Origin of the sequence: Cedecea sp. P7760 (genome assembly GCF_013386425.1) — a bacterium.
GTDB lineage: Bacteria > Pseudomonadota > Gammaproteobacteria > Enterobacterales > Enterobacteriaceae > Cedecea > Cedecea selenatireducens.
This window is the reverse complement of sequence record NZ_JACARU010000024.1, coordinates 61,930-87,989: the sequence shown is the minus strand read 5'-3', so window position 1 is coordinate 87,989 and position 26,060 is coordinate 61,930. Positions and strand designations below refer to the sequence as shown.

General features: G+C 57.1%; 21 protein-coding genes. 3 read left to right on the top strand and 18 right to left on the bottom strand.

What is annotated here, in order from left to right:
* Window positions 1–6: 6 nt before the first annotated feature.
* Window positions 7–4,971, bottom strand: a complete 4,965-nt coding sequence (locus HX778_RS10535; RefSeq protein WP_176981945.1) for an alpha-2-macroglobulin — start codon at window positions 4,969–4,971, stop codon at window positions 7–9.
* 239 nt (window positions 4,972–5,210) lie between these two features.
* On the opposite strand from HX778_RS10535, the gene sseA reads away from it, so the two are divergent.
* Window positions 5,211–6,056: a 3-mercaptopyruvate sulfurtransferase gene (gene sseA, locus HX778_RS10530; RefSeq protein WP_176981944.1), complete on the top strand. Its 846-nt coding sequence runs from the start codon at window positions 5,211–5,213 to the stop codon at window positions 6,054–6,056.
* Window positions 6,057–6,107: 51 nt separating this feature from the next.
* Here sseA and sseB read toward each other — a convergent pair whose 3' ends face one another.
* The 11 genes from sseB to trmJ form a co-directional block, all read right to left on the bottom strand.
* Complete coding sequence (gene sseB, locus HX778_RS10525; protein ID WP_176981943.1) at window positions 6,108–6,884, bottom strand: enhanced serine sensitivity protein SseB; 777 nt, start codon at window positions 6,882–6,884, stop codon at window positions 6,108–6,110.
* A 130-nt stretch (window positions 6,885–7,014) separates the two neighbouring features.
* Window positions 7,015–8,301, bottom strand: coding sequence for an aminopeptidase PepB (pepB, locus tag HX778_RS10520; protein ID WP_038479979.1), 1,287 nt, complete (start codon window positions 8,299–8,301; stop codon window positions 7,015–7,017).
* A 217-nt stretch (window positions 8,302–8,518) separates the two neighbouring features.
* The gene (iscX, locus tag HX778_RS10515; protein ID WP_038479976.1) at window positions 8,519–8,719 is read right to left on the bottom strand and encodes a Fe-S cluster assembly protein IscX; all 201 of its coding nucleotides are present in this window, start codon (window positions 8,717–8,719) and stop codon (window positions 8,519–8,521) included.
* Window positions 8,720–8,730: 11 nt separating this feature from the next.
* Window positions 8,731–9,066: an ISC system 2Fe-2S type ferredoxin gene (gene fdx / locus HX778_RS10510; RefSeq protein ID WP_008459424.1), complete on the bottom strand. Its 336-nt coding sequence runs from the start codon at window positions 9,064–9,066 to the stop codon at window positions 8,731–8,733.
* Window position 9,067: 1 nt separating this feature from the next.
* Window positions 9,068–10,918, bottom strand: a complete 1,851-nt coding sequence (hscA, locus tag HX778_RS10505) for a Fe-S protein assembly chaperone HscA (protein WP_176981942.1) — start codon at window positions 10,916–10,918, stop codon at window positions 9,068–9,070.
* A gap of 35 nt (window positions 10,919–10,953) precedes the next feature.
* On the bottom strand, window positions 10,954–11,469 hold the full coding sequence (gene hscB, locus HX778_RS10500) for a co-chaperone HscB (protein WP_176981941.1): 516 nt from the start codon (window positions 11,467–11,469) through the stop codon (window positions 10,954–10,956).
* An 84-nt stretch (window positions 11,470–11,553) separates the two neighbouring features.
* Window positions 11,554–11,877: an iron-sulfur cluster assembly protein IscA gene (gene iscA / locus HX778_RS10495; RefSeq protein ID WP_038479966.1), complete on the bottom strand. Its 324-nt coding sequence runs from the start codon at window positions 11,875–11,877 to the stop codon at window positions 11,554–11,556.
* 75 nt (window positions 11,878–11,952) lie between these two features.
* Window positions 11,953–12,339, bottom strand: a complete 387-nt coding sequence (gene iscU / locus HX778_RS10490) for a Fe-S cluster assembly scaffold IscU (RefSeq protein ID WP_038479961.1) — start codon at window positions 12,337–12,339, stop codon at window positions 11,953–11,955.
* Window positions 12,340–12,381: 42 nt separating this feature from the next.
* Complete coding sequence (gene iscS / locus HX778_RS10485) at window positions 12,382–13,596, bottom strand: cysteine desulfurase (RefSeq protein WP_038479958.1); 1,215 nt, start codon at window positions 13,594–13,596, stop codon at window positions 12,382–12,384.
* Window positions 13,597–13,711: 115 nt separating this feature from the next.
* Window positions 13,712–14,200, bottom strand: coding sequence for a Fe-S cluster assembly transcriptional regulator IscR (gene iscR / locus HX778_RS10480; protein WP_038479956.1), 489 nt, complete (start codon window positions 14,198–14,200; stop codon window positions 13,712–13,714).
* A gap of 129 nt (window positions 14,201–14,329) precedes the next feature.
* On the bottom strand, window positions 14,330–15,067 hold the full coding sequence (gene trmJ, locus HX778_RS10475; RefSeq protein ID WP_038483263.1) for a tRNA (cytosine(32)/uridine(32)-2'-O)-methyltransferase TrmJ: 738 nt from the start codon (window positions 15,065–15,067) through the stop codon (window positions 14,330–14,332).
* Between the two features lie 119 nt (window positions 15,068–15,186).
* Here trmJ and suhB point away from each other — a divergent pair, with 119 nt between their 5' ends.
* Entirely contained in the window at window positions 15,187–15,993 is an 807-nt protein-coding gene (suhB, locus tag HX778_RS10470; RefSeq protein WP_144244060.1) for an inositol-1-monophosphatase, read from the top strand.
* A 102-nt stretch (window positions 15,994–16,095) separates the two neighbouring features.
* Here suhB and HX778_RS10465 read toward each other — a convergent pair whose 3' ends face one another.
* Complete coding sequence (locus HX778_RS10465) at window positions 16,096–17,076, bottom strand: nickel/cobalt transporter (protein ID WP_038479949.1); 981 nt, start codon at window positions 17,074–17,076, stop codon at window positions 16,096–16,098.
* Window positions 17,067–17,678: a DUF1007 family protein gene (locus HX778_RS10460; RefSeq protein ID WP_071842985.1), complete on the bottom strand. Its 612-nt coding sequence runs from the start codon at window positions 17,676–17,678 to the stop codon at window positions 17,067–17,069. The genes HX778_RS10465 and HX778_RS10460 overlap by 10 nt, the downstream gene beginning before the upstream one ends.
* 160 nt (window positions 17,679–17,838) lie before the next feature.
* Here HX778_RS10460 and csiE point away from each other — a divergent pair, with 160 nt between their 5' ends.
* The gene (gene csiE / locus HX778_RS10455) at window positions 17,839–19,119 is read left to right on the top strand and encodes a stationary phase inducible protein CsiE (RefSeq protein ID WP_038479943.1); all 1,281 of its coding nucleotides are present in this window, start codon (window positions 17,839–17,841) and stop codon (window positions 19,117–19,119) included.
* On the opposite strand, the gene HX778_RS10450 is transcribed toward csiE, so the two are convergent.
* The 4 genes from HX778_RS10450 to HX778_RS10435 all read right to left on the bottom strand — a co-directional run bounded on the left by HX778_RS10450 (window position 19,116) and on the right by HX778_RS10435 (window position 25,972).
* Window positions 19,116–20,270 (bottom strand): 3-phenylpropionate MFS transporter, encoded by a 1,155-nt coding sequence (locus tag HX778_RS10450; RefSeq protein ID WP_038479940.1) that lies wholly within the window; start codon window positions 20,268–20,270, stop codon window positions 19,116–19,118. The genes csiE and HX778_RS10450 overlap by 4 nt on opposite strands.
* Before the next feature lie 103 nt (window positions 20,271–20,373).
* Window positions 20,374–21,195: an aldose 1-epimerase gene (locus HX778_RS10445; protein WP_176981940.1), complete on the bottom strand. Its 822-nt coding sequence runs from the start codon at window positions 21,193–21,195 to the stop codon at window positions 20,374–20,376.
* Window positions 21,195–22,634 carry a sugar porter family MFS transporter gene (locus HX778_RS10440; RefSeq protein ID WP_038479935.1) on the bottom strand — a complete coding sequence of 480 codons (1,440 nt, stop codon included), beginning with the start codon at window positions 22,632–22,634 and terminating at the stop codon, window positions 21,195–21,197. Before HX778_RS10440 ends, HX778_RS10445 begins: the two co-directional genes overlap by 1 nt.
* 65 nt (window positions 22,635–22,699) lie before the next feature.
* Window positions 22,700–25,972: a DUF5107 domain-containing protein gene (locus HX778_RS10435; protein ID WP_176981939.1), complete on the bottom strand. Its 3,273-nt coding sequence runs from the start codon at window positions 25,970–25,972 to the stop codon at window positions 22,700–22,702.
* Window positions 25,973–26,060: the final 88 nt, after the last annotated feature.

The window sequence follows — 26,060 nt, the reverse complement described above, 5'->3', positions numbered from 1 at the left end:
CTCTGCTTACGGCACAACGGTCAACGTGCCGGTACTGTTACCGGTTGCCCGCCACTGCGGGACGTACATTGATTCCACCTGCGGGACAGGCACGGTGTAGCTTCCCGGCGTAACGGCTCGAGCCAGATAGATAAGGGTTGCATGCTGGCCCTCGTTCAGCGGCAGCGCGGCCACAAAGCGGTCATCCCTGAACTCCATATGCTGTATGTCCTGCTGCTGCATTTGGTTCAACAACGTCTGTACTCCGCTCGCGCTGTCGCTCAGGCTGGCGCTGCTGTTCGCCAGATTCTGGTTTTCCAGCTCCAGCCCGGCAGGCAATAAATCCACCACTAGCGCATCCGGCACGTTTTTGTCAGCCCAAACGTCCAGCCACACCATCACCAATTCCCCGCTTTTCAACGATGAAAGTGACCGTGTATTGCCTTTCGCATCAAGGAAGTGACGTTCAATATGCAGCACGTTGCTGTAGGCAGCCGGCGCCTGCTGCGGATACCCAGCGCTGTCCAGGCGTAAATAGAGGCTGGACATCCCGGTGTTGGTCACCTGCAGGCCAGAAAGCTGCTGTGCGGTCAGATTACGCGTTACCGCCTGGCTGGAAGCCAGCGGCTCCGCGCCCAACGATGTCTGCGCCTGCCAGTCACCTTTCACGTTTTGCAGACCGTGGCCGGCAATAAACAACGCGTTCGTTTCCTGAGTGGATAACCAGCGCTGGCTCCAGGCCATATCGGACAGCTCAAGCAGCAGCTGATTCTGGCTATCCGGCAACAGCTTGTTCTCTTCCAGCAGGCTCAGCATCATTGCTTTATCCCGCAGCTCGCTGCCGTAATCCGCCATCCAGACCTGTTTATCGCTGCGCTGAGTTTTCAGCCCCAGAGCAATCGCCTGCTGGCTACGCGGCTCATCGCCCATAAGCTTCAGGGCAATACCCAGCTGCACCAGCGGTAGTCCGGCACGAGCCTGTTCGTGACGCTGCCACAGTTCACGCAATGCCCCAAGCGGCGCTTTTTGTTGACGAGCCAGCACCAGCCCGGCATAGGCCTGAACCGCGAAGCGGCTGGCCGGAGCATCGTCGGTATAGCGCAAGGCGATCATGCCCGGATCCTGAAGATAGCGCAGCAGGCGCTGATTAGCCTTGCCGAGCGCGTCGCCATTAACGCTGTAGCCCTGCTCGCTGGCCCGAACCAGGAAGTCTGTAACATAGGCCGTCAGCCAGTATTCTTCCGGCCCTGATTTATCCCACAGCCCGAAGCCGCCATTGTCGCTTTGCATTTCCTGCAGGCGGGCAATGCCCACATCAATGGCAGCGCGACGCTGAGGATCGGTTATCCCTTTGATACCCAATGCGTTAAGTTCAGCTTCGTTAGTGTACAGCGACGGGAACAGGCCGCTGGTCGTCTGCTCCAGGCAGCCGTACGGATAGGCTTTTAGCTCGCGAATGTAGCGCGCCAGGTTCAGAGGCGGGCGCCCGCTCAGCAACAGTTGACCTTCCAGCGTCGAAGCAGCAATCCCTGACAGATGCGCAGGTGGAAGCGTCCAGACTTCGCCCGGTTTAACCACCGCGCCACTGTTCACCGTCTGCGCAGGGAACGCAGGACGAACGCCGATTTTCCACTGTTTATCCGGGGTCGCCAGCGTCTCGCCCGGCAGTGAAAGTCCGTTAATCACGGCTTTGATTTCACCGTCACCAAAACCTTCCAGCGCGCGAACAGGGATGAACAGCGTGCCGCGAGCACCAGGGGCCAGCTTCACGTCCATCGTCGACGCTCCGTTTAGCGCTAACAGTCCCTGAGCGCTGAGCGCCACGCTAAGCTGCTGGGGTCTGTCCGTCAGGTTAGTGAGATCCAGCGCCAGGCGGCTGGTATCTCCACCGGCCATAAATCTCGGCGCGGCCAGCTCGCTCACCAGCGGCGCGGCAACCGTGACTTTTTCTTCGCTATTACCAAAGCGATCGTCGGTCCAGGCCTGCGCCATGACCCGCAGTTCACCGTTGAAATCACCAATGGGCAGCGTCACCGTTCCTTCACCGTTTTCATCTAGCGCTACGGGCTGAGCCTGTTGCGCGATGATGGTCACGTGGTTTACCGGCTTTTTACCACCACGGCTTAGCTCATCACCTTCATCTCCGTCACCGCCAAAGCGCAGCGCAGCCAGCCGCCCTTCGCCTTCAATCACCTGGCCGTAAATGTCGTAAATGTCAGCGCCATAGCGCTTGCGCCCAAAGAAGGCATCCCACGGATCCGGCGTTTTGTAATCGGTGATGTTAAGCACGCCGCTGTCCACGGCGGACAGCAGCACGTTGATCTGCTTCGGCACTTCGCCATTTTTCACGCTGGCCTTCACCTTAACCGTCAGGTTCTGGTTGGGGCGCATTTTGGCTGGATTTTGCAACGTAAGATCGAGGCGGCGACTCTCGTCTCCTAGCGGCAGGTGAAGGATCCCGACAGCGCGCTTAGGCGTGGCGGAACGAGCCTTGTCTCCGGGGCGAATAACCACGGTACTCAGGTAAAGATCGTGACGCTGCCAGCTTTTATCCACCGGGATAGCGAGATCCATGCCGCTTGCCGGAACGTCTATTTCTTTCCACCACAGCGGCCCATCGCTGGACTCCACCAGCGCATACCCTTTACCCGCTGCAGGTGCGGCGATATGTAGATTGATGGTATCGCCCGCTTTATAGGAAGGCTTGTCTATTTTTAGCGTCACCCGGTCCGGGCGTACCGCCCCGGTTCCGTCGCTGTTGTCCTGCCAGCTATAGCCTGCCCAAAAACGCAGGCTGCTGACGAGATTACTTTGTGGGTCACGGACTTCCAGGCGGTAGGAGCCCCACTCTACGGGGAAGGCCACCTTGCCCGTTTCCCCTGCGGTAAGGGTTAGCTTCTGCTCGGCTTCCACCAGATCTTTTTGGTCATACTGAGACTGCCAGCCTTCGCTTTCTTCCCAGCTCCAGTAGTAATCCCTACGCTCGCGAATCAGGCGCACGTCCAGGTCACTTACCGCCAGCTTCTCTCCCTGTGCATCTGCATAGACAATGTCAAAGCCTGCGCTGCTGTCTTCATCAACGATCGGCTGCGTGCGGGTAGTGTCGGTCCGGTAGTCATAGACCTCTTTACTGGCAAACTGAGGGCGGATCCCCGGCAATGCCTGAGCGGGCCAGATGGCCTGCTCTACGCGGCGTGTCACCGGGCGACCGCCGGACTCCAGCAGGCTGGCCTGCAAAATCAGGCGAAGCGGAGAATGCACGTCTCCCCACTGGCTTTCCGCGCTGACGGTCGTATGCCCCTTTTCATCGAGCGTTAGCTCAACGGCATCCAGGCTACGGGCAAGGTTTTGCTCATTAATATCGCCAAACTGGAACCCCGGAAGCCCGGCAACGGCCTCACGTAAAGGACGCAGGAAGAGCTGCCCCTGAAGGTTGTTACCCGCGGCTGGCGCCCCATAGAGATAGCGCCCGGCAACGTCAAAGTTGACGGTATCTTCAGGGGATATCGGCGCACTCTGCGCCGTGAGATTCAGCGCCATACGCTCCGGCATAAAGTCTTCAACTTTAAATGCCCAGCTGCGAGGCTGGTTATCCCCGGTGTTGACCCGCATTTGCCAGTTCCCGGTTGCCGCGCTGTCGCTCAGAGGATAAGTAAATTGATAAAGCCCGTTGGCCGACTGCCAGACTTCGGTGCGGGCAACCTGGCCGTCCGGTTTCACTACCTCAAGCTTCACCGGCTGCGGCGGCAGCGGTTTGCCGTCTCCGTCTCTGAGCAGGGCATTAACGATGACCGACTCTCCCGGGCGATAGAGATCTCTTGGGCCAAACATAAAGAACTGTTTGCTGTAGCCCTGTTCACCGGCGATATCAAACTCGGCCAGGTCCAGCGCCGGGCGGCTGAGATCCAGCAGCGTGGTTTGCTCGCCATTGCGCGCCAGCAGTAACGTGCCTTTATTCAGCTTCTCAAGCGTGGTATGCCCGTCACCGTCGCTTTTACCTTGCCCAACCGTTTGCCCTTTTTCGTTCAGCAGCACAATTTCAACGCCCGACTGCGCGGCACCGTTTTCCAGACTCTGGGTAAAGACGTCCAGCCTGTCGTGATAGCGATGCACCGAAATGCCCACATCGCTCAGCGTGAAGAGCGTCGCGGCATTGCTGTAGGCGTAATGACCCGCCTGATTCATGATCGCCAGATAAACGCCGGGCTGCTGCAGGGGCTTGATATCGCCCAGCGGCAACATCAGCTTCTCGCGAGTGTTGCGTGCAGGGTTGAGGTCAAAACGACCGGTGTAAACCAGATCGGCCAGTTTCAGAAGATTGTCGGACTCCCAGTTAGAGACCGAGTTGCGATACTGCCATTGGCTGACAAACGCGCTGAGCGAGCTGTCCTTAATGCGGTAGAAGTTGACGTCAATTTTATCGACGTTGAGTGCCATAACAGGCAAACCCGCAATCACTTTGGTCGGCAGTAACGAGCCTTTGCTGGCAAAGCCTACGCTCGGCTGCACGTCACGCGTGGCGATCTGTTTTTCGAAGCTGGCGTCCAGCGTCGCTTTATTCAGTGCAAGCAGGCCACTTTCTACGGTCACGATCAGCGTGCGCTTTGGCTCAAGGTGGCGCAGGCGTAGCTCTTTCAGGTCGCGGGAAAGCTCCCAGGCACCGTCCACTTTGCCGCTGGTTTTATCCACCAGATGGGCGACTTTATTGAAGTCCTGATTGGGATCGAGCGGAATGGAAAACGTCAGCACTAACGTGCTGGCACCGTCCAGCTGAACTTCGGAGGCATCAAGCAGTTTCAGCGGCTTCCCTGCGGACTGCTGCGCCAGTTTTTCTAGCTGGGCGGTATCCGGTTTAGTTTCAGCTTTGCTGCTTTGTTCCGCCGCAGAGGCGGTGGGCTGAACGGTTTGCTGATTGTTTTTATCGTCACAGCCCGAAAGCGCCAGCAGGCCGCAAACCAGCGCGGCGAGGCTCGTCAAACGTAGTGCATTCATTCTTTCATCCCTGGCCAATAAGGGCCGCTAAACATTACGTAGAGCAAGTATTATGCGGATTAGCCAGAAAAGCGAAAGTAGGAATCCTCTGCCTTGCGAGATGTCTCGCAGGCAACGGTAAATTAGCGACTGCATTCAATAAGTTTTACGAAGTATCTCGCGATGTCAGGCAAGGCTGCTTGCCGGGTTCTGGAAAAACACCGACAATCCGATTTTCTTTGATGAACCGGAGGCTCACTATGTCCACCTCTTTCTTCGTCGCGAGCGACTGGCTCGCAGAACACATTAACGATGACGATATCCAGATTTTAGATGCCCGTATGGCACCGCCAGGGCAGGAGCACCGCGACCTGCCGGGCGAATACCGGGCCGGGCATCTGCCACGTGCGGTCTATTTTGACATCGAGGCGCTCTCCGATCACACCAGCCCCCTTCCCCACATGATGCCGCGTGCCGAAGCATTTGCCGTTGCTATGCGCGAGCTGGGCGTCAGCAGCGATAAGCACCTGGTAGTCTACGACGAAGGTAATCTGTTCTCCGCGCCTCGTGCCTGGTGGATGCTGCGCACCTTCGGCGTCGAAAGAGTGTCGATTCTGGCCGGTGGGCTGGCGGAATGGCAACGTGAAGCGTTGCCGCTGGAACAAGGGGACGTGGAGCTGCAGGAAGGTGAGTTCGAGGTTAACTTCGATCCGCTGGTGATCAAACGCCTTACCGACGTGCTGCTGGTCAGCCACGAAGGCACCGCTCAGATTGTGGATGCTCGCCCGGCACCACGCTTTAATGCGCTGGCAGATGAGCCGCGCCCGGGCCTGAAACGCGGCCATATCCCAGGCGCACTTAACGTGCCGTGGGTGGACCTTGTGGAAAACGGCCAGTTGAAGACAACGGACAAACTGAGCGAAATCTTCGAGCGCCAGGGCGTAAGCTTCGAGCGGCCAATCATTGCCAGCTGCGGCTCCGGCGTCACGGCTGCCGTCGTGGTACTGGCACTGACGACGCTGGGCGTGAACGGCGTGTCGCTTTACGATGGTTCGTGGAGTGAATGGGGCGCTCGCCCTGACCTGCCGGTTGAGCCTGCGCAGTAAAACAAAAAGGGAGGCATAAGCGCCTCCCTTCAAATTGATGGCAAACAGCCGTCAAATAATACGGTTTTGCTTAAAGTCGCGCAGGAAGCTACCCCAACGGCGTTCGTAGAACGGGGTTATGTGGGCAATCATAAAGTGGCTGATGCCCTTCTCACCCTCAACGACCAGGCAGATATCAACTGGCTCATCGCCCGGTAACGTATCGGTTGCCACGCTCCCGGCCTGGCGAATGATTGCCTCGATGTCGCCGTCAGCCTCAATACCGATCAGCAGGTTTGGTTCTTCGTCTGCCTGTTCCTTGATGGAGCAGATAAACGCCCGTTTAACCGTTTTCAGTTTTTTAAACAGCGTCGTCAGCGAGTCGACCATCTGTGCTGGCGGCTCGGCAACTTCTGAAAGCAGCAGCGAGGTGCCGCCCTCCAGCACTTTCTGCTGGCTCAGAGGGTCACTCTCTGCGCTGACCAAATGGTTGATTTCGTTTGGCGTAAATTCTTTGCCGGTCGGCAGTTTGGCGTTAAGGAACAGAGATTCGCCCAGCGTCATTTCAAACAAAGTGCGCACGGGCATCACCACAAACGCCTGCTCATGGCTTACAGCTTCCTGCAGAGCTTCCAGGGATGTGAAGAAAGGGATCACCGAAGTACCATCTTCTTTTTCCCAGTGCTGCAGTTCAACCGCACTGTCGGCGTCGATAGCTTCACCTTCCGCCGCGTTGCCCGGCACCCAAACGGTGGATTCCAGCAGGGTACGGAAAAATGCCGGGCGGTGGGCCGGCTCGGTTGCCGCCTGCTCAAGCAGGGTTTCTAGTTCATTTTTTGTGTCTGACATTGTGATTCCGGGGTAAAGCTTAAGAGGTTTTACCCTCACCCTAACCCTCTCCCTGGAAGGGAGAGGGGACAGTTCAGGACCGTCTTTCCCCCTCTCCCCTATGGGGAGAGGGCCGGGGTGAGAGGCAGTATTACTTAGCTAACAGCAGATTGGCGATCGCACGTACGCCCAGACCGGTGGCACCGGCAGACCATTGCTCAACCGCGCCCTTACGGTAGGTTGCAGAGCAGTCCACGTGTACCCAGCCCTGGTGGTAGTTTTCCACAAAGTGAGACAGGAAACCTGCCGCAGTGCTTGCACCCGCCGGATAAGAGGCGTTGGCGGTATTGTTCAGCTCGGCGAAGTTAGACGGCAGCTGGCTGCGGTGGAATTCCGCCAGCGGCAGGCGCCAGAACGGCTCGTTTTCTTCGGCGGCGCTGGTCAGCAGGCGAGCGGCCAGCTTTTCGTCAAAGCTGAATACCGCGTGGTAATCGTTACCCAGCGCCGTTTTCGCCGCACCGGTCAGGGTGGCGCAGTCGATAATCAGCTCTGGTTTCTGAGCGGCAGCGTCAATCAGGCCATCGGCCAGCACCAGGCGCCCTTCGGCGTCGGTGTTCATCACTTCAACGGTTTTACCGTTACGGTAGGTGATGATGTCACCCAGCTTCATTGCATTGCCGCTGATCATGTTATCCGCGCAGCACAGGAACAGCTTCACGCGCTTGTTCAGGCCACGGGTGATGGCCAGAGCCAGTGCGCCGGTAATAGTCGCTGCACCGCCCATGTCGGATTTCATAGAATCCATGAACGCGGTCTGTTTGATGCTGTAGCCGCCGGAGTCAAAGGTGATGCCCTTCCCGACCAGGCTTGCGTAAACCGGCGCGTCCGGGTTACCGGTTGGGTTGTAGTCCAGCGCCAGCAGCACGGGTGCACGGTCAGAGCCACGGCCAACGGTGTGGATCCCGGCATAGTTCTGCTCACGCAGGTCTTCGCCCTTGGTAATACGGTAAGAAACGTGGTCACAGGCAACGTCACACAGCAGGTCAACGGCGCGGGAAGCAAGCTGCTCCGGGCCCAGCTCTTCTGCCGGGGTGTTGATGGTGTGGCGAACCCAGTCAATCACTTTCAGGCGGCTATCCAGCTCTTTCTGCTCGGTTTCGCTCAGCACGGCCCAGTCAATTTTGCGGGTGCCTTTTGGTGCGCGATAGCCCTGCCAGAAGGCCCAGCTCTTCTCTACGTCCCAGCCTTCGCCAGCCAGCTGAACGTGCTTCAGCCCCTGGCCATCAATTTTGCGCGCTGCGCGCTGGATAAGACCGAGATCGTCTTTGCCGGTCAGGTGTAGGGTAATGCCGTCATTGTTAATGCTATACGTCGCCTTTTCGCCCCAGCGTGCGTCCGCTGGCTGCGTGGAAAGGGTGATTTTCATGGCTTCAGTCATTTTCCAATCCTTCATTGTTCAGCACAGGCAAAATGCAAAAACGGGCCGCCCAAGGCAGCCCGTTAGATTGATGTCAAACAGCCGAAAAATGGGATTTTCGACTGTTTGGGGCAAACCAGAGAACACAATTCATTGCTTTTATTCGATCGCGATCCGAACATTTTAGGGCAATGAACCTGGTCATCAGTACAACGGGCCGCCCAAGGCAGCCCGTGTATCATTCAGCTTCATCTAACCAGACAAGCAAAATCGCTTCCAGTACTTTCTCGTTAGAAGCGCTCGGATCGTCATCAAACTCTTCCAGCTCGCAGATCCACTGGTGCATATCGGTGAAACGCACCGTCTTAGGATCGAGATCCGGACGGCTGTCGTACAGCGCTTCGCCGATTTCGCGGCTGTCGGTCCACTTCAGTCCCATGGCGACTCCCGTTAGTGTTCGCGTGCGTGGTTAATGGTGTAACGCGGCATCTCAACCACCAGGTCTTCGTCGCTGACGCGAGCCTGGCAGCTCAGGCGGCTTTCCGGCTCCAGACCCCATGCTTTATCCAGCATGTCGTCTTCGTCCTCGGTGCTTTCCGCGAGTGAATCAAAACCTTCACGCACAACGCAGTGGCAGGTGGTGCAGGCGCAGGACTTCTCACAGGCGTGTTCAATCTCAATACCGTTGCGCAGCGCAACGTCGAGAATGGTTTCACCTTGCTTCGCTTCCAGAACTGCGCCATCCGGACACAGGTCCTGATGAGGCAGAAAAACAATCTTTGGCATATTAAACCTCGTCCACGGAATGGCCGGTCAACGCTTTACGGATCGATTGATCCATACGGCGCGCGGCGAATTCCTGGGTTTGCTTGTCTACGTTTTTGATTTCATTTTGAATAGCGTCGGCATCGTCACTCGCGGCGGCAGCGCTTAACGCGGCCATCGCGGCATCAATGTCGGCACGCTCTGCGGCGCTTAGCAGCGCGGCATCCGCCGTCAACGCGCTGGTCAAACTCTCCAGCACGCGGGCAGCTTCGACTTTTTGCTCGGCCAGCATACGTGCTTGCACGTCATGCTCGGCGTAACTCATGGAGTCCTGAATCATGCTGGCAATTTCGCCATCACTCAGGCCATAAGAAGGTTTCACCTGGATTGAGGATTCAACGCCGGTGGATTTTTCCATTGCCGTTACGCTCAGCAGGCCATCGGCGTCTACCTGGAAGGTGACGCGAATATGGGCCCCGCCAGCGGACATGGCTGGAATGCCGCGCAGCGTAAAGCGAGCCAGCGAACGGCAATCCTGAACGAGTTCACGCTCGCCCTGCAGCACGTGGATAGCCATAGCGGTCTGGCCGTCTTTGAAGGTGGTGAATTCCTGCGCACGCGCTACCGGGATGGTGGTGTTACGCGGGATGACTTTCTCAACCAGCCCGCCCATCGTTTCCAGGCCAAGCGACAGTGGGATCACGTCCAGCAGCAGCATTTCGCTGTCCGGCTTATTCCCCACCAGAATGTCGGCCTGGATTGCCGCGCCGATGGCAACGACTTTGTCCGGGTCGATGGACGTTAGCGGCGTGCGACCAAAGAATTCCCCTACGCGCTCACGCACCAAAGGTACTCGGGTCGAACCGCCGACCATCACCACTTCCAGCACTTCTTCTGCTTCAACGCCCGCGTCTTTTAACGCGCGACGACAGGACAGCAAAGTACGTTTAACTAGCGAAGAGATAAGGTCGTTGAACTGCTCGCGAGTCACTTCCCCCTGCCAGCCCGCCACTTCGACGCGGGCGGTTGCGGCATCGCTGAGGGCGATTTTGGCGGCGATGGCTGCGTCCAGGAGCTGGCGCTGTACGCGGTCGTCGCTGCGATCGGCAATACCGGCCTGTTCGCGCAGCCAGTCGGCCAGAAGGTGGTCGAAGTCATCGCCGCCAAGCGCGGAATCACCGCCCGTTGCCAGCACTTCAAACACGCCGCGGCTCAGGCGAAGAATAGAGATATCAAAAGTTCCGCCACCCAGATCGTAAACGGCAATGACGCCTTCTTTACCTGAATCCAGACCATAGGCAATAGCCGCCGCGGTAGGTTCGTTCAGCAGGCGCAGAACGTGCAGGCCAGCGAGGCGTGCGGCATCTTTGGTACCCTGACGCTGTGCGTCATCAAAATACGCGGGAACCGTGATAACCACGCCATCAAGCTCCCCTTCCAGCGTTTCAGTGGCGCGGGCAGAGAGTGATTTCAGGATATCGGCAGAAATGCGAATCGGGTTAAGCAGGCCGGCGGGCGTTTCGATCATCGGCAGGCCGTTTTCACTTGCCTGCAGGCGATAAGGAAGATGAGGATAACGCGTCTGAATGTCCGCCAGAGAGCGGCCCATCATGCGTTTTACCGAGCTGATAGTGTTAGCAGGATCCTGAGCGGCGAGCGCGCGCGCGTCAAAACCGACCAGATGTCCCTGCGGCTGGTAGTGAACGACAGAAGGCAGCAGGTGGCGGCCTTCGTGGTCAGCAAGGGTTTCAGCCTGGCCGCTACGAACGGTAGCCACCAGCGAGTTGGTGGTGCCAAGGTCGATGCCTGCGGCCAGCCTGCGCTGGTGCGGCGCAGCCATCATGCCGGGCTCGCTAATTTGTAATAAGGCCATGTATCGCTTCCAAAAATCGGGCCTGAGTTCAGGCGTTAAAAGTCGAGCAGCTTTTCTTCTAGTTGTTCAATTTGGCTCTGTAATTTATCGAGGAAACGCAGCTTGCGAACGGTGTCCGCCGCCTGTTCCCACTGCTGGTCATCCAGCTGCTGTACCATCTGCGCGCTGCGGTTTTTCACCATCGTTTTTACGCGAGAGGCAAAACTTTCAAGCCTGTCACTGTCTTTAGCCTGGTCGATATCATCCAGCTCTTCGCGCAGATCCAGCTGTTCCATCAGGAACGCGGTGTCGCGCACGGTATGCTGTTCATTAGCCAGATCGAAGCCGTTCAGGGACAGGATGTATTCGGCGCGGGCAAGCGGGTGACGCAGCGTCTGCCAGGCCTGGTTGATGGTTGCGGATTGGCTAACGGCCAGAAGCTGTTCCGCCTGAGGGCGGCTGGCGTATTTGTCCGGGTGGAACTGGCGCTGCAGCTCCTGGTAACGGCTAGCCAGAAGCTCGGTGTTCAGGGTATAGCCTGGCGTTAGCCCAAACAGGGTAAAATAATCCATAACAGACTCGGGTTCATGTCAGGTAAATGCTGGGTGGTAAAGCAAAATCCCCACGGGCCAAAGCCGGTGGGGAGATGCGCAGGATCAGACGTGGAAGCTTTCGCCGCAGCCACACTCGTCCTTCACGTTAGGGTTAGTAAACTTAAACCCTTCGTTAAGGCCTTCTTTCACGAAGTCGAGCTCTGTCCCGTTTAAAAATTGCAGGCTTTTACCATCGACAACCACCTTCACGCCTTTGTCTTCGAACACGGTGTCATCCACCAGCGGTTCGTCTACAAATTCGAGAACATAAGCCATCCCAGAGCAGCCTGAAGTGCGCACGCCCAGACGCAAACCAAACCCTTTACCACGGTTGGTCAGGAAGGCATTTACACGGGCAGCAGCGCTGTCGCTAAGGGTAATCGACATACAACAACCTCAATCAGATATTTAACTCGTCATACTTCGAGCCGCTGCCGGGCAGCAAGCTCGAATTAGTGAGAGTTATTTTGTTTCACGTTTGCTTTTGTAATCCGCGATAGCCGCTTTAATTGCGTCTTCTGCAAGGATTGAGCAGTGAATCTTCACCGGCGGCAGTTCGAGTTCGTCTGCGATGTCGGTGTTTTTGATCGCCTGCGCTTCGTCCAGGGACTTGCCCTTCACCCACTCGGTCACCAGCGAGCTGGAAGCAATCGCCGAGCCGCAGCCGTAGGTTTTGAAACGCGCGTCTTCAATGATACCTTCATTGTTGACTTTGATCTGCAACTTCATCACGTCGCCACAGGCCGGTGCACCCACCATGCCGGAACCAACGCTATCGTCGCTGTTGTCGAAAGAACCGACGTTGCGTGGGTTTTCGTAGTGATCAATTACTTTTTCGCTGTAAGCCATTTTTACTTCTCCAGAATCTGAAATCGACGTCCTGACGAACGATCAGTGATGAGCCCATTCGATGGAATTAATATCCACGCCCTGCTTGAACATTTCCCACAGCGGAGAAAGGTCGCGCAGACGGCCGATGGATTTACGTACCAGCTCGATGGTGTAATCGATCTCTTCTTCAGTGGTAAAACGACCCAGAGAGAAACGGATAGAGCTGTGAGCCAGTTCATCGCTCATTCCCAGCGCGCGCAGCACGTAGGATGGCTCGAGGCTAGCGGAAGTACAGGCAGAACCTGAAGAAACCGCGAGGTCTTTCAGCGCCATGATCAGCGACTCACCTTCAACGTAGTTAAAGCTGACGTTCAGGATGTTTGGCGCGCCGTGCTCCAGGTCACCGTTCAGGTAAACTTCTTCCATATCTTTCACGCCGTTCCACAGACGGTTACGCAGCGTGCGCAGACGGGCCATTTCGGTCTCCATCTCTTCTTTTGCGATACGGTAAGCTTCGCCCATGCCGACGATCTGGTGCACAGGCAGCGTACCGGAACGCATACCGCGCTCGTGACCACCGCCGTGAATCTGTGCTTCGATACGGATACGCGGTTTACGACGCACGTACAGCGCACCGATACCTTTCGGCCCGTAAATTTTGTGGCCAGAGAAGGACATCAGGTCCACTTTAAGCTGGCTCAGGTCGATAGGCAGTTTGCCCACGCTTTGCGTGGCGTCAACGTGGAAGATAATGCCACGGGAACGGCACATTTCGCCGATAGCCGCGATATCCTGCACCACGCCGATTTCGTTATTCACGTGCATGATGGACACCAGAATAGTGTCTTCACGCATGGCGGCTTCCAGCTGCTTCAGGTCAACGATACCGTTGCTCTGCGGCGCCAGATAAGTCACCTCAAACCCTTCACGCTCAAGCTGGCGACAGGTGTCCAGCACGGCTTTGTGTTCGGTTTTTACGGTGATGATGTGCTTGCCTTTCTTCTGATAGAAGTTGGCGGCACCTTTGATAGCCAGGTTGTCTGACTCGGTCGCACCGGAGGTGAAAACGATTTCACGCGGATCGGCACCAACCAGCTCAGCGATTTGGTTACGGGCGATATCAACGGCTTCTTCAGCCTGCCAGCCAAAACGGTGGGAACGGGAGGCCGGGTTACCGAAGGTTCCGTCCATCGTTAAAAACTGCATCATCTTCTCAGCAACACGCGGATCAACCGGCGTGGTTGCGGAATAGTCGAGGTAAATCGGTAATTTCATTGCTCTTAAGCTCCGTACATCACTTCAATGCGAAGAATCAGGCTTAAAATATGCTGCCGTTATAGACAGGGAGCACCGCTCCCCCAACCTGATTCTAAAATTCTTGTTCTTCTGCTTATGCGCGCAGTTTGACGTCAATCGCGTCTTGAGAACGGGTGCTGCGATGGTTTTCATTGTGCTGACGGTCGGCCACGTCCAGAACTTCCTGGTTATTCACCAGTTCACCGAGGGTGATGTTGTTCAGGAAGCCGGTCAGGCGGTCGCTCAGATCGCGCCACAGCGCGTGGGTCAGGCACTTATCGCCGCCCTGGCAGCCACCTTTACCCTGACAACGGGTAGCGTCTACGGACTCATCAACGGCGCTGATCACTTCGCCCACGGCGATGCTGCCCGCGTCTTTACCTAACAGATAACCACCGCCAGGACCGCGCACGCTGGCTACCAGGCCATTTTTACGCAGGCGGGAGAACAGCTGCTCCAGGTAGGAGAGTGAAATACCCTGACGTTCAGAAATATCAGCCAATGGAACCGGGCCCGATTCAGAGTTCAGCGCAACGTCAAGCATCGCGGTTACGGCATAGCGCCCTTTTGATGTCAGTCTCATGTCTTACTTAACCTCAAATAGCCCCTCGACCCGGGGGTTTTTAAAAGTGTGATTGTCACATAGCAGGACGCAAGTCTGACATTCCTGAGTAAAATGGTCAACTATTTAACCTACCATTTTACTCAAGTATTATTGGCCCGATTTTTTCGGGTTTTCCAACGACGCCAGCATGCCGCGCAGGATGTTTAATTCCTGACTTTCCGGGCGTGCGCGGGTAAACAGACGACGCAGTCGGCTCATCACCTGCCCCGGATGGGTTGGGCGAATAAAACCGCTTTCCTGCAGCGCTTTTTCGAGATGCACGTAGAAACGCTCCAAGTCATCCACTAATGGATAAGGCGCGTCTTCGTCTTCTTTAGGGGCTTCCGGCTGCTCCTGGGTAGCAAGCCAGGCGATACGCACTTCATAGGCGAGGATCTGCACCGCCATAGCCAGGTTAAGCGAGCTGTATTCCGGGTTTGCCTGAATGGCGACGTGGTAATGGCACTTCTGCAGCTCTTCGTTGGTCAGGCCCACGCGCTCGCGGCCAAACACGATAGCGACCGGGGCATGCTGCGCTTCGCTGATGCTTTTCAGGCCGCATTCGCGTGGGTCAAGCATCGGCCACGGCAGCGTACGGGAGCGCGCGCTGGTGCCGACTACCAGGCTGCATCCTGCCAGCGCCTCATCGAGGGTATCAACAATCTGAGCATCACCAATCACGTCGCTGGCACCGGCCGCCAGGGCGATGGCCTGGGAGTCAGGTTTTACCAACGGATTGACCAGCCAAAGGTTAGTTAAGCCCATGGTTTTCATAGCACGAGCCACGGAGCCCATGTTGCCGGTATGGGAGGTTTCAACCAGCACGATTCGTACGTTTTGCAGCATTATCATTCACAGCCTGGGAAGAATATCGCAATATCTTATCATATCCCTGGGACATATTCCGAACGCTCTGCTATACTCCGCCGCGATTTCCGTTCTTTAACATCCAGCGAGAGAGACCGATGCAACATCCTATGTTGACCATCGCCGTGCGTGCTGCGCGCAAGGCGGGTAATGTAATTGCCAAACACTACGAAACACCAGACTCCGTAGAAAGCAGTCAGAAAGGCAGCAATGACTTTGTGACTAACGTCGATAAAGCCGCGGAAGCGATTATTATCGAAACAATCCGCAAATCTTACCCGCAGCACACCATCATCACCGAAGAAAGCGGTGAACATGCAGGCGAAGATAAGGACGTGCAATGGGTTATCGATCCGCTGGATGGCACCACCAACTTCATCAAACGTCTGCCACACTTCTCCGTTTCTATCGCTGTTCGTATTAAAGGCCGCACTGAAGTTGCCGTTGTTTACGATCCAATGCGTAACGAACTGTTCACCGCTACCCGCGGCCAGGGCGCTCAGCTTAACGGCTACCGTCTGCGCGGCAGCAACGCTCGCGACCTGGACGGCACCGTACTGGCGACCGGCTTCCCGTTCAAAGTGAAGCAGCACGCTCCTTCTTACATCAACATCGTTGGCAAACTGTTCACCCAGTGTGCAGACTTCCGTCGCACCGGTTCCGCTGCGCTGGACCTGGCCTACGTTGCCGCTGGCCGCGTGGACGGTTTCTTCGAAATTGGCCTGAAGCCATGGGATTTCGCCGCAGGCGAACTGCTGGCTCGTGAAGCGGGCAGCATCGTGTGTGATTTCACCGGCGGCCATAACTACCTGACAAGCGGCAACATCGTGGCAGGTAACCCGCGCGTAGTGAAAGCCATGCTGGCAACCATGCGTGATGAACTGAGCGAGGCGCTGAAGCGCTAAGCTTTTTTGCCTCCCCTTCGTTATCAGATAAGAGGCAAAAACAAAAATCCCCTCAGCCTTTGCGGCGAGGGGATTTTTTTATGCCCTTATTCTCAAGTACGGTCAGAAAGGCCGGATGCCTCTCGCCATCGGCTGAACGCTCAGCCACATGATAAGCGCCGCCACCACCAGAATCACGCCGCCCGCCAGCGCCAGCGTTGACCAGCCCACCTGCCGCCAAAGTACCGGCGCCCGATTGCCGCTTAACCGAACCGCCAGCGAGCGGAAGCTGTGCACCAGCAGCGCCAGGCCGGAAATCGTGATTGAGGTGCCCGCCGCCATCACCAGCGCAGAAAGCACGCCCCAGCTAAAGACTCCGATAACCTTGCTGAACAGCAGCACCATAATCGCGCCTGAACAAGGACGCATGCCCATGGACAGGACGATCATCAGCCTGGCCCGCCAGTCGCTCCCCGCTGCCAGCTGTTTTTCATCCGGGACGTGCTGATGCCCACAGCCGCAGTTAGCGTCATGCACATGATGCGGCGTAAACGAGGTAAATTTAGGTTTGCGGCGCAGCTGAACGCGTAAGCGGCGTAAAGCACGCCAGCTCAGCAAAACGCCCAGCGCGCCAACCAGCAGATAGCTACCTTTCTCAAGCCAAAAACTGCTGAGATGAAGCTGGCGCGACGGCAGGGCCAACACGCCCAGCACCACAACCACCAGCACAATAGCCACCAGCCCCTGTAATAAAGAGGCGGCAAAAGTCAGCCCCAGACTGCTTTTGAGCTTTGAAGGGTGCGTAGCAAGCCAGGTCGTAATAACAATTTTTCCGTGTCCCGGCCCCAGCGCATGCAGCACGCCATACACAAAGCTGAACGAGAGCAGCGACAGGCCCGCCCGGGCAGGGTTTTCGGCCACCTGGCGCAGCAGCCCGCTCAATTCCTGATTGATTGAGCGCTGCCAGCCGGCGGAACTAAGCAGGATTTGCGGCCAGTAGAGCCACAGGGCGTAAAGCCCGGCGGCGGCAAGCAGAATAAACAGCGCCAGCGGCCACAGATGGGCCCAACGGCGGACGGGAGAAGATACGGCAATTACTGACATGTTAGCGTCACCTCCTGAGCAAACTGCTTGCCAAGGTCCATGTCCTCCGGCGGCGCATCGGCTTTATCCAGCGACTGCGCGAACAGCAGCGTCTCTTCGCTCGGTTTCGGCGTATGAACGGAAATTTTACAGCTTGAGGCCAGCGTCTGCGGCAAATGCACGTCCGTATCGTGGTCGTAGCTCATGTCGACAAAATAGGTCGGATCGAAGGTCGAGAAGCGATAAGTCTGCCCTTTCAGCGGCTGCGGGTGCGCCAGCGGCAGCACAAACGTCAGCACCGCCTGATGATTGCTGCGGCTCAGGCCATACTGCGGCGGCAAATTGCCAAACTTCACCTTCTCTTTGTTATGCCAGAACTCGGTAAAATAGTGCTGCCCCAGCACGTTGGCCATCACCTCGGCGGCCAGCTTTTTCCACACCGGAGAATCCGGTTTAGCGTCACCGGCGTCATACAACAGATCCGCTGAAGTAATGTCGTCCATCGTCCACTGCATTTTTAGCCCCGTCAGCTGTCCCTGCTCAACCACCGGCGTGGTAATGATAGAGATAAAACTGTGGGGATGTGCCTGCACGCCCGCCGCCGAAAGCCCTACCACCAGCATGGTTACTCCCTTCAGGCTGATTCTTTTGTCGCTCATGCTTCCCTCAAGATTTAAATTCTGTGAGCCAGCCTAAATTCCGTGATGAAAAACTAAAAAGGTCGATATATGCGTCGAAACCTTTAGCTATTCTTAACTTCTGACACCACATTGGGACAGCCAGATGATGACTTTACTGACGCCGCCACCCTCTGTGCTCTCCAGTTCGCAGCGCCGCTGCCACCTGCTTCTGATGCTCTATCTTCCGCAACAGATCGTTACGCCGGAGGTGATTGCCGGCGTTAACGGCGTGGACCAGACGCAAACCCTGCAAGATATAGCCGACACGGGCCACGAGATCCAGAGTTATCACCGTCTCTCCCTGACTCAGCAGCAGGACGGCAGCTATCGGATTGAAGGCACAGCCCTCGACCGCCGCCTCTGCCTGCTGCACTGGCTGCGGCGCTCGCTGCGCCTTTGCCCTCAGTTTGTGCAGCATCACTTCAGCCCGGCGCTCAAGTCTGAGCTAAATCAGCTGGGGCTTATCAAGGCGTTGTATGACGAAACCAATTTACGGGCGCTGGTTAATCTGTGCGCCCGGCGTTTAAAAAGGCAGTACGACAGCCGGGACAGTCAGTTCCTGACGCTTTTTTTACAGTACTGTCTGCATCAGCATCATTCCGGCAACGCCCCCATCCTGACGCAGCAGCAGCGCGAATGGAGCCAGCTGCGGCCTGAATTTGTTGTCGCGCAGGAAATAGCGCGCCACTGGAAGCGCCGGGTAATGCGTCCGGCGGACGTCGACGAACAGCATTTCCTGGCGCTGCTGTTTCAGCTGCTCAGGATCCCTGACCCGATTAATGATGAGCACGAACAGGATGCGCGTTTACACAACGAGATAGCGCGGATGATTGAGCGGTTTCGCCAGCAGGCCGGGCTCTCTTTTAGCGACGAGCAGGGGCTGAGCGACCAGCTTTATATTCACCTCGCCCAGGCGCTTAATCGCAGCCAGTTTAATATCGGCATCGATAGCAATCTGCCAGAAGAGATAACGCGCCTCTACCCGCGCCTGATGAGAACCTCGCGAGAGGTACTTGCCGAATTTGAACAGCATTATGGGATTCACTTTTCCGATGCGGAAACGGGCCTGGTGGCGGTAATTTTCGGCGCCTGGCTGATGCAGGAAAGTGATATTCAGGAAAAGCAGGTGCTGCTGCTGACCGGGGACGATGTCGATCTGGAGCAAAAAATTGAGCAGCAGTTGCGCGAGCTGACTCTGCTGCCGTTGAACATTAAGTACCTTGCGGTACAGCAGTTTCAAAGCCAGGGCGCGCCGCGTGAGGTGGTGCTGGTGATTACGCCCTATTCCACTTCCCTGCCGCTGTTTTCCCCTCCGCTCATTCACGCCACGCTGCCGCTGGGAGACCACCAGCAACAGCGTATAAAAGCGCTGCTCGAAGCTTAGCTTTCCGCAGCGGAATTAACTGCGGTCACTTTTGGCCGCAGGAACAGCGCCGGTACCGCCACCAATGCCATGATCCAGAACATTCCCCCCTGCAGGTGCTGGTAGAGGAAGCCGGAGAAAATCGTCATCACCGCGATACCGCCGCCCATCGCCACCGCGGAATAAACGGCCTGCAGGCGAATCACTTCGCCGCCTTTTCGGGCTGAGATATAGCGCATCGCCGCGAGGTGGCAAATGGTGAAGCTGCCGCAGTGCAGGATCTGCGCGACAATCAGCCACGGAAGTTCGGTAGTAGTAGCCATCAGGCTCCAGCGGATAATGCCGGTGACGGTAGACAGCAGCAGCAGGTCGCGGGCGCTCCAGCGGCGGAACAGTTTGTTACTGAGGGCGAAAATAACGATTTCCGCCACTACGCCAAGCGACCATAAATAGCCCACCACCGAAGCGGAATAGCCCGCCCCCTGCCAGTAAATGGCGCTGAAGCCGTAATAGGCCGCATGCGCCCCCTGCAGCAGGGAAACGCAGGCCAGGAAACGCCACGCGCTGATAATCAGCCCTTTCCAGGCCGGCCAGCCTGCCGACGTCTGATGACGGACTTCCCCCTGCGGCATGATTGAAGGCCGCAGCATCATGCCAATCAGCATCGACGCCGCGCCGATGGTCAACAGCACCAAAATAGCCTGAGAGCTGAACTCGCTCACCAGCTTGCCGGTAACGGCCGAGCCGATGACAAACGCCAGCGATCCCCAGAGGCGCACCCGGCCATAATCCAGCGGCATTTGCCGCTGCCAGGTACCCGCCAGCGCATCGGTTAACGGCACCAGAGGCGAGAAGAACAGGTTAAAGCCAATCATCGTGAGCAGCAGCCATAATGCGGTATGACCCAGCCAGAAACCGGCGGCAAAAATCAAGGTGGCAAGGGCTAACAAACGGAGGGCAAAAACAAGACGGGAAGGATCGGTCACGCGTGGAGCTAATAACAAACTGCCGAGGAAACGGGCGATTAACCCTGAGCCTAACAGTAATCCGATGGTTTCAGGGGGAAGCCCGACGCCTTTGAGCCAGACGCTCCAGAAGGGCAGAAACACGCCATAGCTAAAGAAATAGGTAAAGTAGCTGAGCGCCAGCCAGCGCGTGGAATGCAAAACCATGATCCCTCCCGTTTTGGAGGCGATAGTGTCGGGGATAGCCGGCCGGCATGCAAGCAAACATTAACAGAGCAATAACACACATCAAAATAATGGATATTGCGCGCTAGCTCACCTCAACCTCCATCGACAGGCTCGTTGACTGACCTTGCTCCAGCATCACTAAACCGGGCATTCCCGCCTGATTATGCGCGTTGACCGGGTGCGTTTGCGGCTCCAGGCAGATAAACGGCTGGTCCGCCATGCTGAACACCATTAAATAAGGCGTTGGGCTGCGTAGGCAAACTCGCATGTCCGAATGCTCAATCAGAGCCAGCCCGCTCCAGCCGGAGTACCCCACGTTAAGCCACTTGTTCTCCGGCGTTTTGGCGCGGGAAAAATCAGTTTGAGCGGTGAACGTTCCTTCCCAGGCCAAAGGCAGATGCTGCTCGCCTTCAGGCCAGAAGCCGCTGGCGGAAAACTGCACCCGGCTGCCCGGCTCCAGCGCAAAATACGGATGCAGCCCAAGACCATAAACCATCGGCTTCTCGCCTACGTGCGTTAACTCAAGCTGGGTTAACAGCCTGTTGCCCGCCAGCCGCCAGGTCAGCTTCGCCAGGTAGTGAAAGCCGCAGGCATGCTGACTACGCAGGCTTAACGTCAAACGCTCTTCATCGTGATGCTCTACGTCCCAACGCTTTAGCCAGCCGTCTCCGTGCAGAAAGAAATGCTCATCGACAGGGCTGTCAGGCAACAAAACTCGCTCGCCGTGCAGTTGAAAGGCATTTCCGGCCACCCTGTTCGCCAGCGGCAGCATAGGAAACAGAGCCGGTTCAGCGGGATGAAAGACCGCTTTTCCGTGCGTCAGAGATTCAAAGCTGAGGACTGACGCCCCTTGCGGGGCGACGGCTAAACGGAGAAAAGCATTTTGCAGATGCAGCGCGTCCATTAACGCAGCGCCTTTGCCGCAGGCGCTGGCGAGGCATGCACTCGCCCTTCGGCCAGCTGCTGTTCCAGCGCTTCAAGGCTCACGCCTTTGGTTTCCGGCACGAAACGGCGCACGTAAATAAAGCCAGCGGCGCAGATTACGCCATAAAGCAGGAAGCTACCGGATGCGCCCAGGCCTGCATTCAACAGAGGGAAGGTGTAAGTCAGCAGGAAACAGGCCACCCATAGCGCTAATGTGCCCAGCGACATCGCCAGGCCGCGAACGCGGTTGGGGAAAATTTCCGACAGCAGCACCCAGGTCACCGGCGCCAGCGTCAGGGCATAGGTAGCGATAGCGGCCAGCACCAGAATCAACACCGGCAGGCCCAGAATGCCAAGGCCGTAAGCCGCGCCAATCAGCGCATAGATAATGGTCAGCCCGGCGGCACCGAACAGCATCAGTTTACGACGGCCGATTTTGTCCACCAGCGGCAACGCGGCAATGGTAAACACGAGGTTAATCAGGCCGGTAGCCACAATCGATTTCAGCGTGCTGTTAATATCAAATCCGGCAGAGGCGAAAATCTCCTGCGCGTAGTTGAAGATAACGTTAATCCCGCACCACTGCTGGAACACCGCCAGCACCATACCAATCACGATGATCGGGCGAACCTTTGGCTCCCACAGCGTCGACCACGATACTTTTTGTGTGTCCTTGCTTAACGTTTCCTGAATATCTTTCAGCGTTTCATCGGCATAGCTTTTACTGCCGATGCGGCTCAGCATCTGGTGAGCACGTTCGCTTTTCCCGGCTCGCACCAGCCAGCGCGGTGATTCAGGGACAAAGAACATCAGGATCAAAAACGCCGCCGCAGGCACTACGCCCGAGCCAAACATCCAGCGCCAGCCCGCCTGCCCGTTCCAGCTCGCGCTGATTTCCTGCATCGTTGCGTGGCTGGCCACCGGTTCGGCAATCATCAGGTTGATAAGCTGTGCCGCCAGCACCCCGATAACGATGGTGAGTTGGTTGACCGCGACAAAGCGCCCACGCTGCGCGGCCGGGCTAATTTCTGCGATATACATCGGGCTAAGCGCCGAAGCAAGGCCAATGCCTACCCCGCCGACAATACGCCATGCAACAAACAGGTCGAAGTTGCTGGCAACCGCCGTGCCCCAGGCTGAGACGGTAAACAGCAGCGCCGCGATAATAAGGGGAATTTTTCGGCCAAACTTATCGGCGCACCAGCCGGAGAGCAGCGCCCCGATGACACAGCCCACTAACGCTGAACTCATCGCCCAGCCGGAAACGGCCGGATCGGTAATCGAGAAATAGGCTTCGTAAAAAGGTTTTGCCCCGCCGATAACCACCCAGTCATAACCAAACAACAGCCCGCCACAGGCGGCCACCAGACAGATGGTCCAGACGTAACCCATGCGTAATTGCGATTGCATACGTTCCATGGTCGATCCTCATCTTGTATTTGTAGGGTAAAGAGCGGGCGCTCATCGTCGCCCGCGAATTATGGTTAGAACACGCCGGAGCTAAGGGCCTGACGCAGCAGATGCGCTTTGTCATGGGCCGGGTTAAGCGCCAGTAACTCCTCAACCAGCTGATTGAACGTGGCTATATCCCCCAGGCCAAGGTGCCCGAGCGCCTCAACAAAAAGGCAGTGCTGGCGATGCTGCCTGCGCGAATCCCCGTTAAGCGCAATCAGGTCAGGCAGAGAAACGGCGAAGAAGTCGGCCTCAACCACGTCTTCCCTGTGCTCCTGAGCCCAGTCGATAAACGTCCTGAACTGCTGGTGAGCCGCTTCGAGCTCGCCCAGCTGCTTGCGGGCCATGGCCTGATAGAAGAGGTAATCTACCGGCTGATCGTTGTAATAGCGCCCTGCGGCTAAAGAAGTGCCGCCTTTCAACGCTTCCCGGTAGCATGATTTGGCCATCTCGTTACGCTGTTGAAGCTGTGCGCAGCGGCCAAGCAGATACCAGATATCGTTGTCGGTTTGCCCGACCAGGCGGCCTTCACCGAGGTTTTCCGGGTAACGTAGCGCCTGCTGAAGCAGCTCCTCCGCCTGGCCATATTCGCCGTCAGCCATGTTTGCGAGGGCACGGCGCTGCTGGTTGATCAGATACTGCCCCGTCACTTTGCCTTCGCCGCCTTCCCACGGATGGAACTTGCGTTCAGTCAGGACTTTAGCGGCTTCACCATGCTTGCCGTGAAGGTTCCACAGGCCGAGTAATTCAGCGGTCAGATCGTCACGCTTCAGCGCCACCTCACGTTTCGCCTCAAGGCGAGCCAGACGCTCATCCGACGAGCGGCCGTTCAGCTTCAGCAGGAAATCGAGTTCGAACAGGAAGCGGGCATTCTCTGGCTCAAGCTCTACCGCACGCTGCAGCAGAGTTTCAGCTCGTTTAGCGTCCTGCTCTTTATTCCAGGCATGAATGGCCAGCACGCGCTGCACGGAGGCAAACTCCGGCATTTGTTCGGCGCAGAACGCCCAGCAGCTAAGGGCTTCATCGTAGCGGCGCTTGCTGTACCAGAAGCAGCCCAGCAGATACTGCGCAAAGCCATCCTGCGGCAGGCGCATCAGCATCTGCACTTCATCCAGCGTGTTAGGGAAACGAACTCGGGCGGTAAATCTTTCGCGAGCCTGCGCCAGATAGCTCTGCTGGCGCTGAGGATCAGCTTCCAGCGAGGCCTGCCACAGCAGCGGCATTGCTTCCTGAGCGTTGAGCACCGCCAGCAGCTCACGAGCAGCGGTTTCTGCGCCAAAGCTCATCAGCCATCCGGCCAAAACGCTGGCGTTAGTGCCACGCTGCCCGGTGACCTGCAGCAGCTTTTGCTTGTCGCCTTCGTTTTGGGTAATGGCCCAGCGGGCATAATGCAGGGCATAGCTCAGCGGCCAGACGGCAAGCTGCTGCTCAGTCCACGCCAGCGCGGTGGCTTTTTCACCCTGCTGATGCAGCGCCAGCGCTTTTAGCGCCATGGCCAGGTTATTGGAGGCGTTGAACTGTAGGCTTTGGGACACCAGCGTTAACGCCCGAGCGGTTTCCCCTTTGCGCATCGCCAGGCGTGCCAGGGCATAAAAGGCCGCATCCCGGCAGTTGCCGCTCCAGCTCGCCTTGTAGTAGTCGTCGAGGGCTCCTTCGTAGTCGCCCAGACGCTCTTTCGCCGAGCCGCGCAGCTGGCTGGCATCGCCGTTTTGCGGGTTTTTGTTCAGGCGATGGGCGCGTTTTAGCGCCGCATCAGCATGCTCTTTCGCCTTCTGCCAGTTGGCCCGGTTGAATTCGAGCGTCCCCAGCGCGACGTTGCTGCGGTAATCGAGCGGGTCAATGTCCAGCGCTCGCTGGTAATAGTCGAAGGCCGAACGGCTGGCGTGCAGATACTGTTCCAGATGCTGCCCGATGAAATAAAGCTCATCGCAGTTATCAATCTGTTCGGGCTTAGCCGGAGCCTGCGCCGCCTGCGGCAGAGGCAGCTCTTCAGGGACGTGCTCAAGATAGCTCAGCAGCGCTTCACCACGTTCGTTAAGCAGAGTCAGCGTCAGACGCTGCGGCCAGTCGTCCGCCAGCTGATGTTGCCAGGCTTCCGCCGGCTTCAGGCTCAACGGAGATTGCCACAGGATTTGACCGTCGCTTTCAAGGCGCAGCGTGGCCTGCTCCAGCGGTGAAATCGCATAGACGCCAAGCGCTAACTTCCCTTGCTGGCGTTCGAGCTTGATTGCAGCCTCGGTATTGGCATTTTGCAGCGTGCCCAGCTTGCTGTAAGGCAGGAAGTTTTGCACAAACACTTTTTCTTCAAACGGCGCCAGCCAGGTGAAGTCCGGCTGGTTGTCGGTGAACACGCCGGTCATTAGCTCAATGTAAGGGCCGTTGCTGTCGGTAAGGTTGCGGTCCCAGGCCAGGCCAAAGTCACAGTTGCCCCAGGTCCACTGCTTCTTGCCCGTTGACACATGGTGATCGGCAATGTGCAGCAGCCCCCCCTGCTCGCCGTGATGATAAGCCCCCACGAAGTCGTAATCGGACTTATCGGCCATGAAGGACGTTGGCACGGGAATATTTTTGTAGCGGGAGATATCCACGCCTGCGGAGTAATCCACCTTGTAATAGGTGCCGTGGGCAATCGGGAAAGCGGAAACGTCGCGTTTGCCGTGGTCAAACACTGCGGTAACGTCAGGCGGGAACACGCTTTGGTGCTCGTCACCGCCCTTCACCGCCGGGTTAGCCCACCACAGGAAGTGGCGCGGCGTGGCGTTGCCGTTAAAGACTTTACCGGTAATTTCAATCAGCGCTTTTTCAGGGTAAAGCGTAAAGCCGGTCATCACCTGCAGACCGCGCATAGGTTCAACTTCACCCAACCAGACGGTTTGCGCCCCGCTTTCGTGCTGCTGGAAGGTGACGTCCACCGGCATGAAGGTCGTCGGGCGGTGGTGCTGCGGCCAGTTAAATTCGATCCCGCCGGAAATCCACGGCCCGACCAGGCCCACCAGCGCGGGTTTAACCACTTCGTTGTAGTAAACGAAGTCGCGCTCCATCACTTTGTCCCAGGCGCGGTGAATACGTCCGCCCAGCTCCGGCAGCAGCATGACGCGAATAAAATCATTCTCCAGCCATACCGCCTGATACTCACGCATTTCGCGCTTGCCGGTCAGCGTATCAATCACGCCATAAGGGTAAACCGCCCCGGAAGAGCCCTGGTAGACGCGATGCTCGAGGAACATCGGGTTAGGGTCTTCTGCGCCGGTGGTCCATGTGGGGAGTGAAAGGGTTTCCTGCCAGACTTTTACCGCTCCGTACATAGCAACTCTCCAGTAAACAAATAACAGTGAATTGGGTGTTGCCAACAGTTTGAAACAGCCGTTTATGATTTAATCGCTTAATGCTCAC

Bases quoted from the DNA above. Each gene is read 5' to 3' on its own strand.
- HX778_RS10535 (WP_176981945.1), bottom strand. From the start codon at position 4,971: ATGAATGCACTACGTTTGACGAGCCTCGCCGCGCTGGTTTGCGGCCTG.
- sseA (WP_176981944.1), top strand. From the start codon at position 5,211: ATGTCCACCTCTTTCTTCGTCGCGAGCGACTGGCTCGCAGAACACATT.
- sseB (WP_176981943.1), bottom strand. From the start codon at position 6,884: ATGTCAGACACAAAAAATGAACTAGAAACCCTGCTTGAGCAGGCGGCA.
- pepB (WP_038479979.1), bottom strand. From the start codon at position 8,301: ATGACTGAAGCCATGAAAATCACCCTTTCCACGCAGCCAGCGGACGCA.
- iscX (WP_038479976.1), bottom strand. From the start codon at position 8,719: ATGGGACTGAAGTGGACCGACAGCCGCGAAATCGGCGAAGCGCTGTAC.
- fdx (WP_008459424.1), bottom strand. From the start codon at position 9,066: ATGCCAAAGATTGTTTTTCTGCCTCATCAGGACCTGTGTCCGGATGGC.
- hscA (WP_176981942.1), bottom strand. From the start codon at position 10,918: ATGGCCTTATTACAAATTAGCGAGCCCGGCATGATGGCTGCGCCGCAC.
- hscB (WP_176981941.1), bottom strand. From the start codon at position 11,469: ATGGATTATTTTACCCTGTTTGGGCTAACGCCAGGCTATACCCTGAAC.
- iscA (WP_038479966.1), bottom strand. From the start codon at position 11,877: ATGTCGATTACCCTTAGCGACAGCGCTGCTGCCCGTGTAAATGCCTTC.
- iscU (WP_038479961.1), bottom strand. From the start codon at position 12,339: ATGGCTTACAGCGAAAAAGTAATTGATCACTACGAAAACCCACGCAAC.
- iscS (WP_038479958.1), bottom strand. From the start codon at position 13,596: ATGAAATTACCGATTTACCTCGACTATTCCGCAACCACGCCGGTTGAT.
- iscR (WP_038479956.1), bottom strand. From the start codon at position 14,200: ATGAGACTGACATCAAAAGGGCGCTATGCCGTAACCGCGATGCTTGAC.
- trmJ (WP_038483263.1), bottom strand. From the start codon at position 15,067: ATGCTGCAAAACGTACGAATCGTGCTGGTTGAAACCTCCCATACCGGC.
- suhB (WP_144244060.1), top strand. From the start codon at position 15,187: ATGCAACATCCTATGTTGACCATCGCCGTGCGTGCTGCGCGCAAGGCG.
- HX778_RS10465 (WP_038479949.1), bottom strand. From the start codon at position 17,076: ATGTCAGTAATTGCCGTATCTTCTCCCGTCCGCCGTTGGGCCCATCTG.
- HX778_RS10460 (WP_071842985.1), bottom strand. From the start codon at position 17,678: ATGCTGGTGGTAGGGCTTTCGGCGGCGGGCGTGCAGGCACATCCCCAC.
- csiE (WP_038479943.1), top strand. From the start codon at position 17,839: ATGATGACTTTACTGACGCCGCCACCCTCTGTGCTCTCCAGTTCGCAG.
- HX778_RS10450 (WP_038479940.1), bottom strand. From the start codon at position 20,270: ATGGTTTTGCATTCCACGCGCTGGCTGGCGCTCAGCTACTTTACCTAT.
- HX778_RS10445 (WP_176981940.1), bottom strand. From the start codon at position 21,195: ATGGACGCGCTGCATCTGCAAAATGCTTTTCTCCGTTTAGCCGTCGCC.
- HX778_RS10440 (WP_038479935.1), bottom strand. From the start codon at position 22,634: ATGGAACGTATGCAATCGCAATTACGCATGGGTTACGTCTGGACCATC.
- HX778_RS10435 (WP_176981939.1), bottom strand. From the start codon at position 25,972: ATGTACGGAGCGGTAAAAGTCTGGCAGGAAACCCTTTCACTCCCCACA.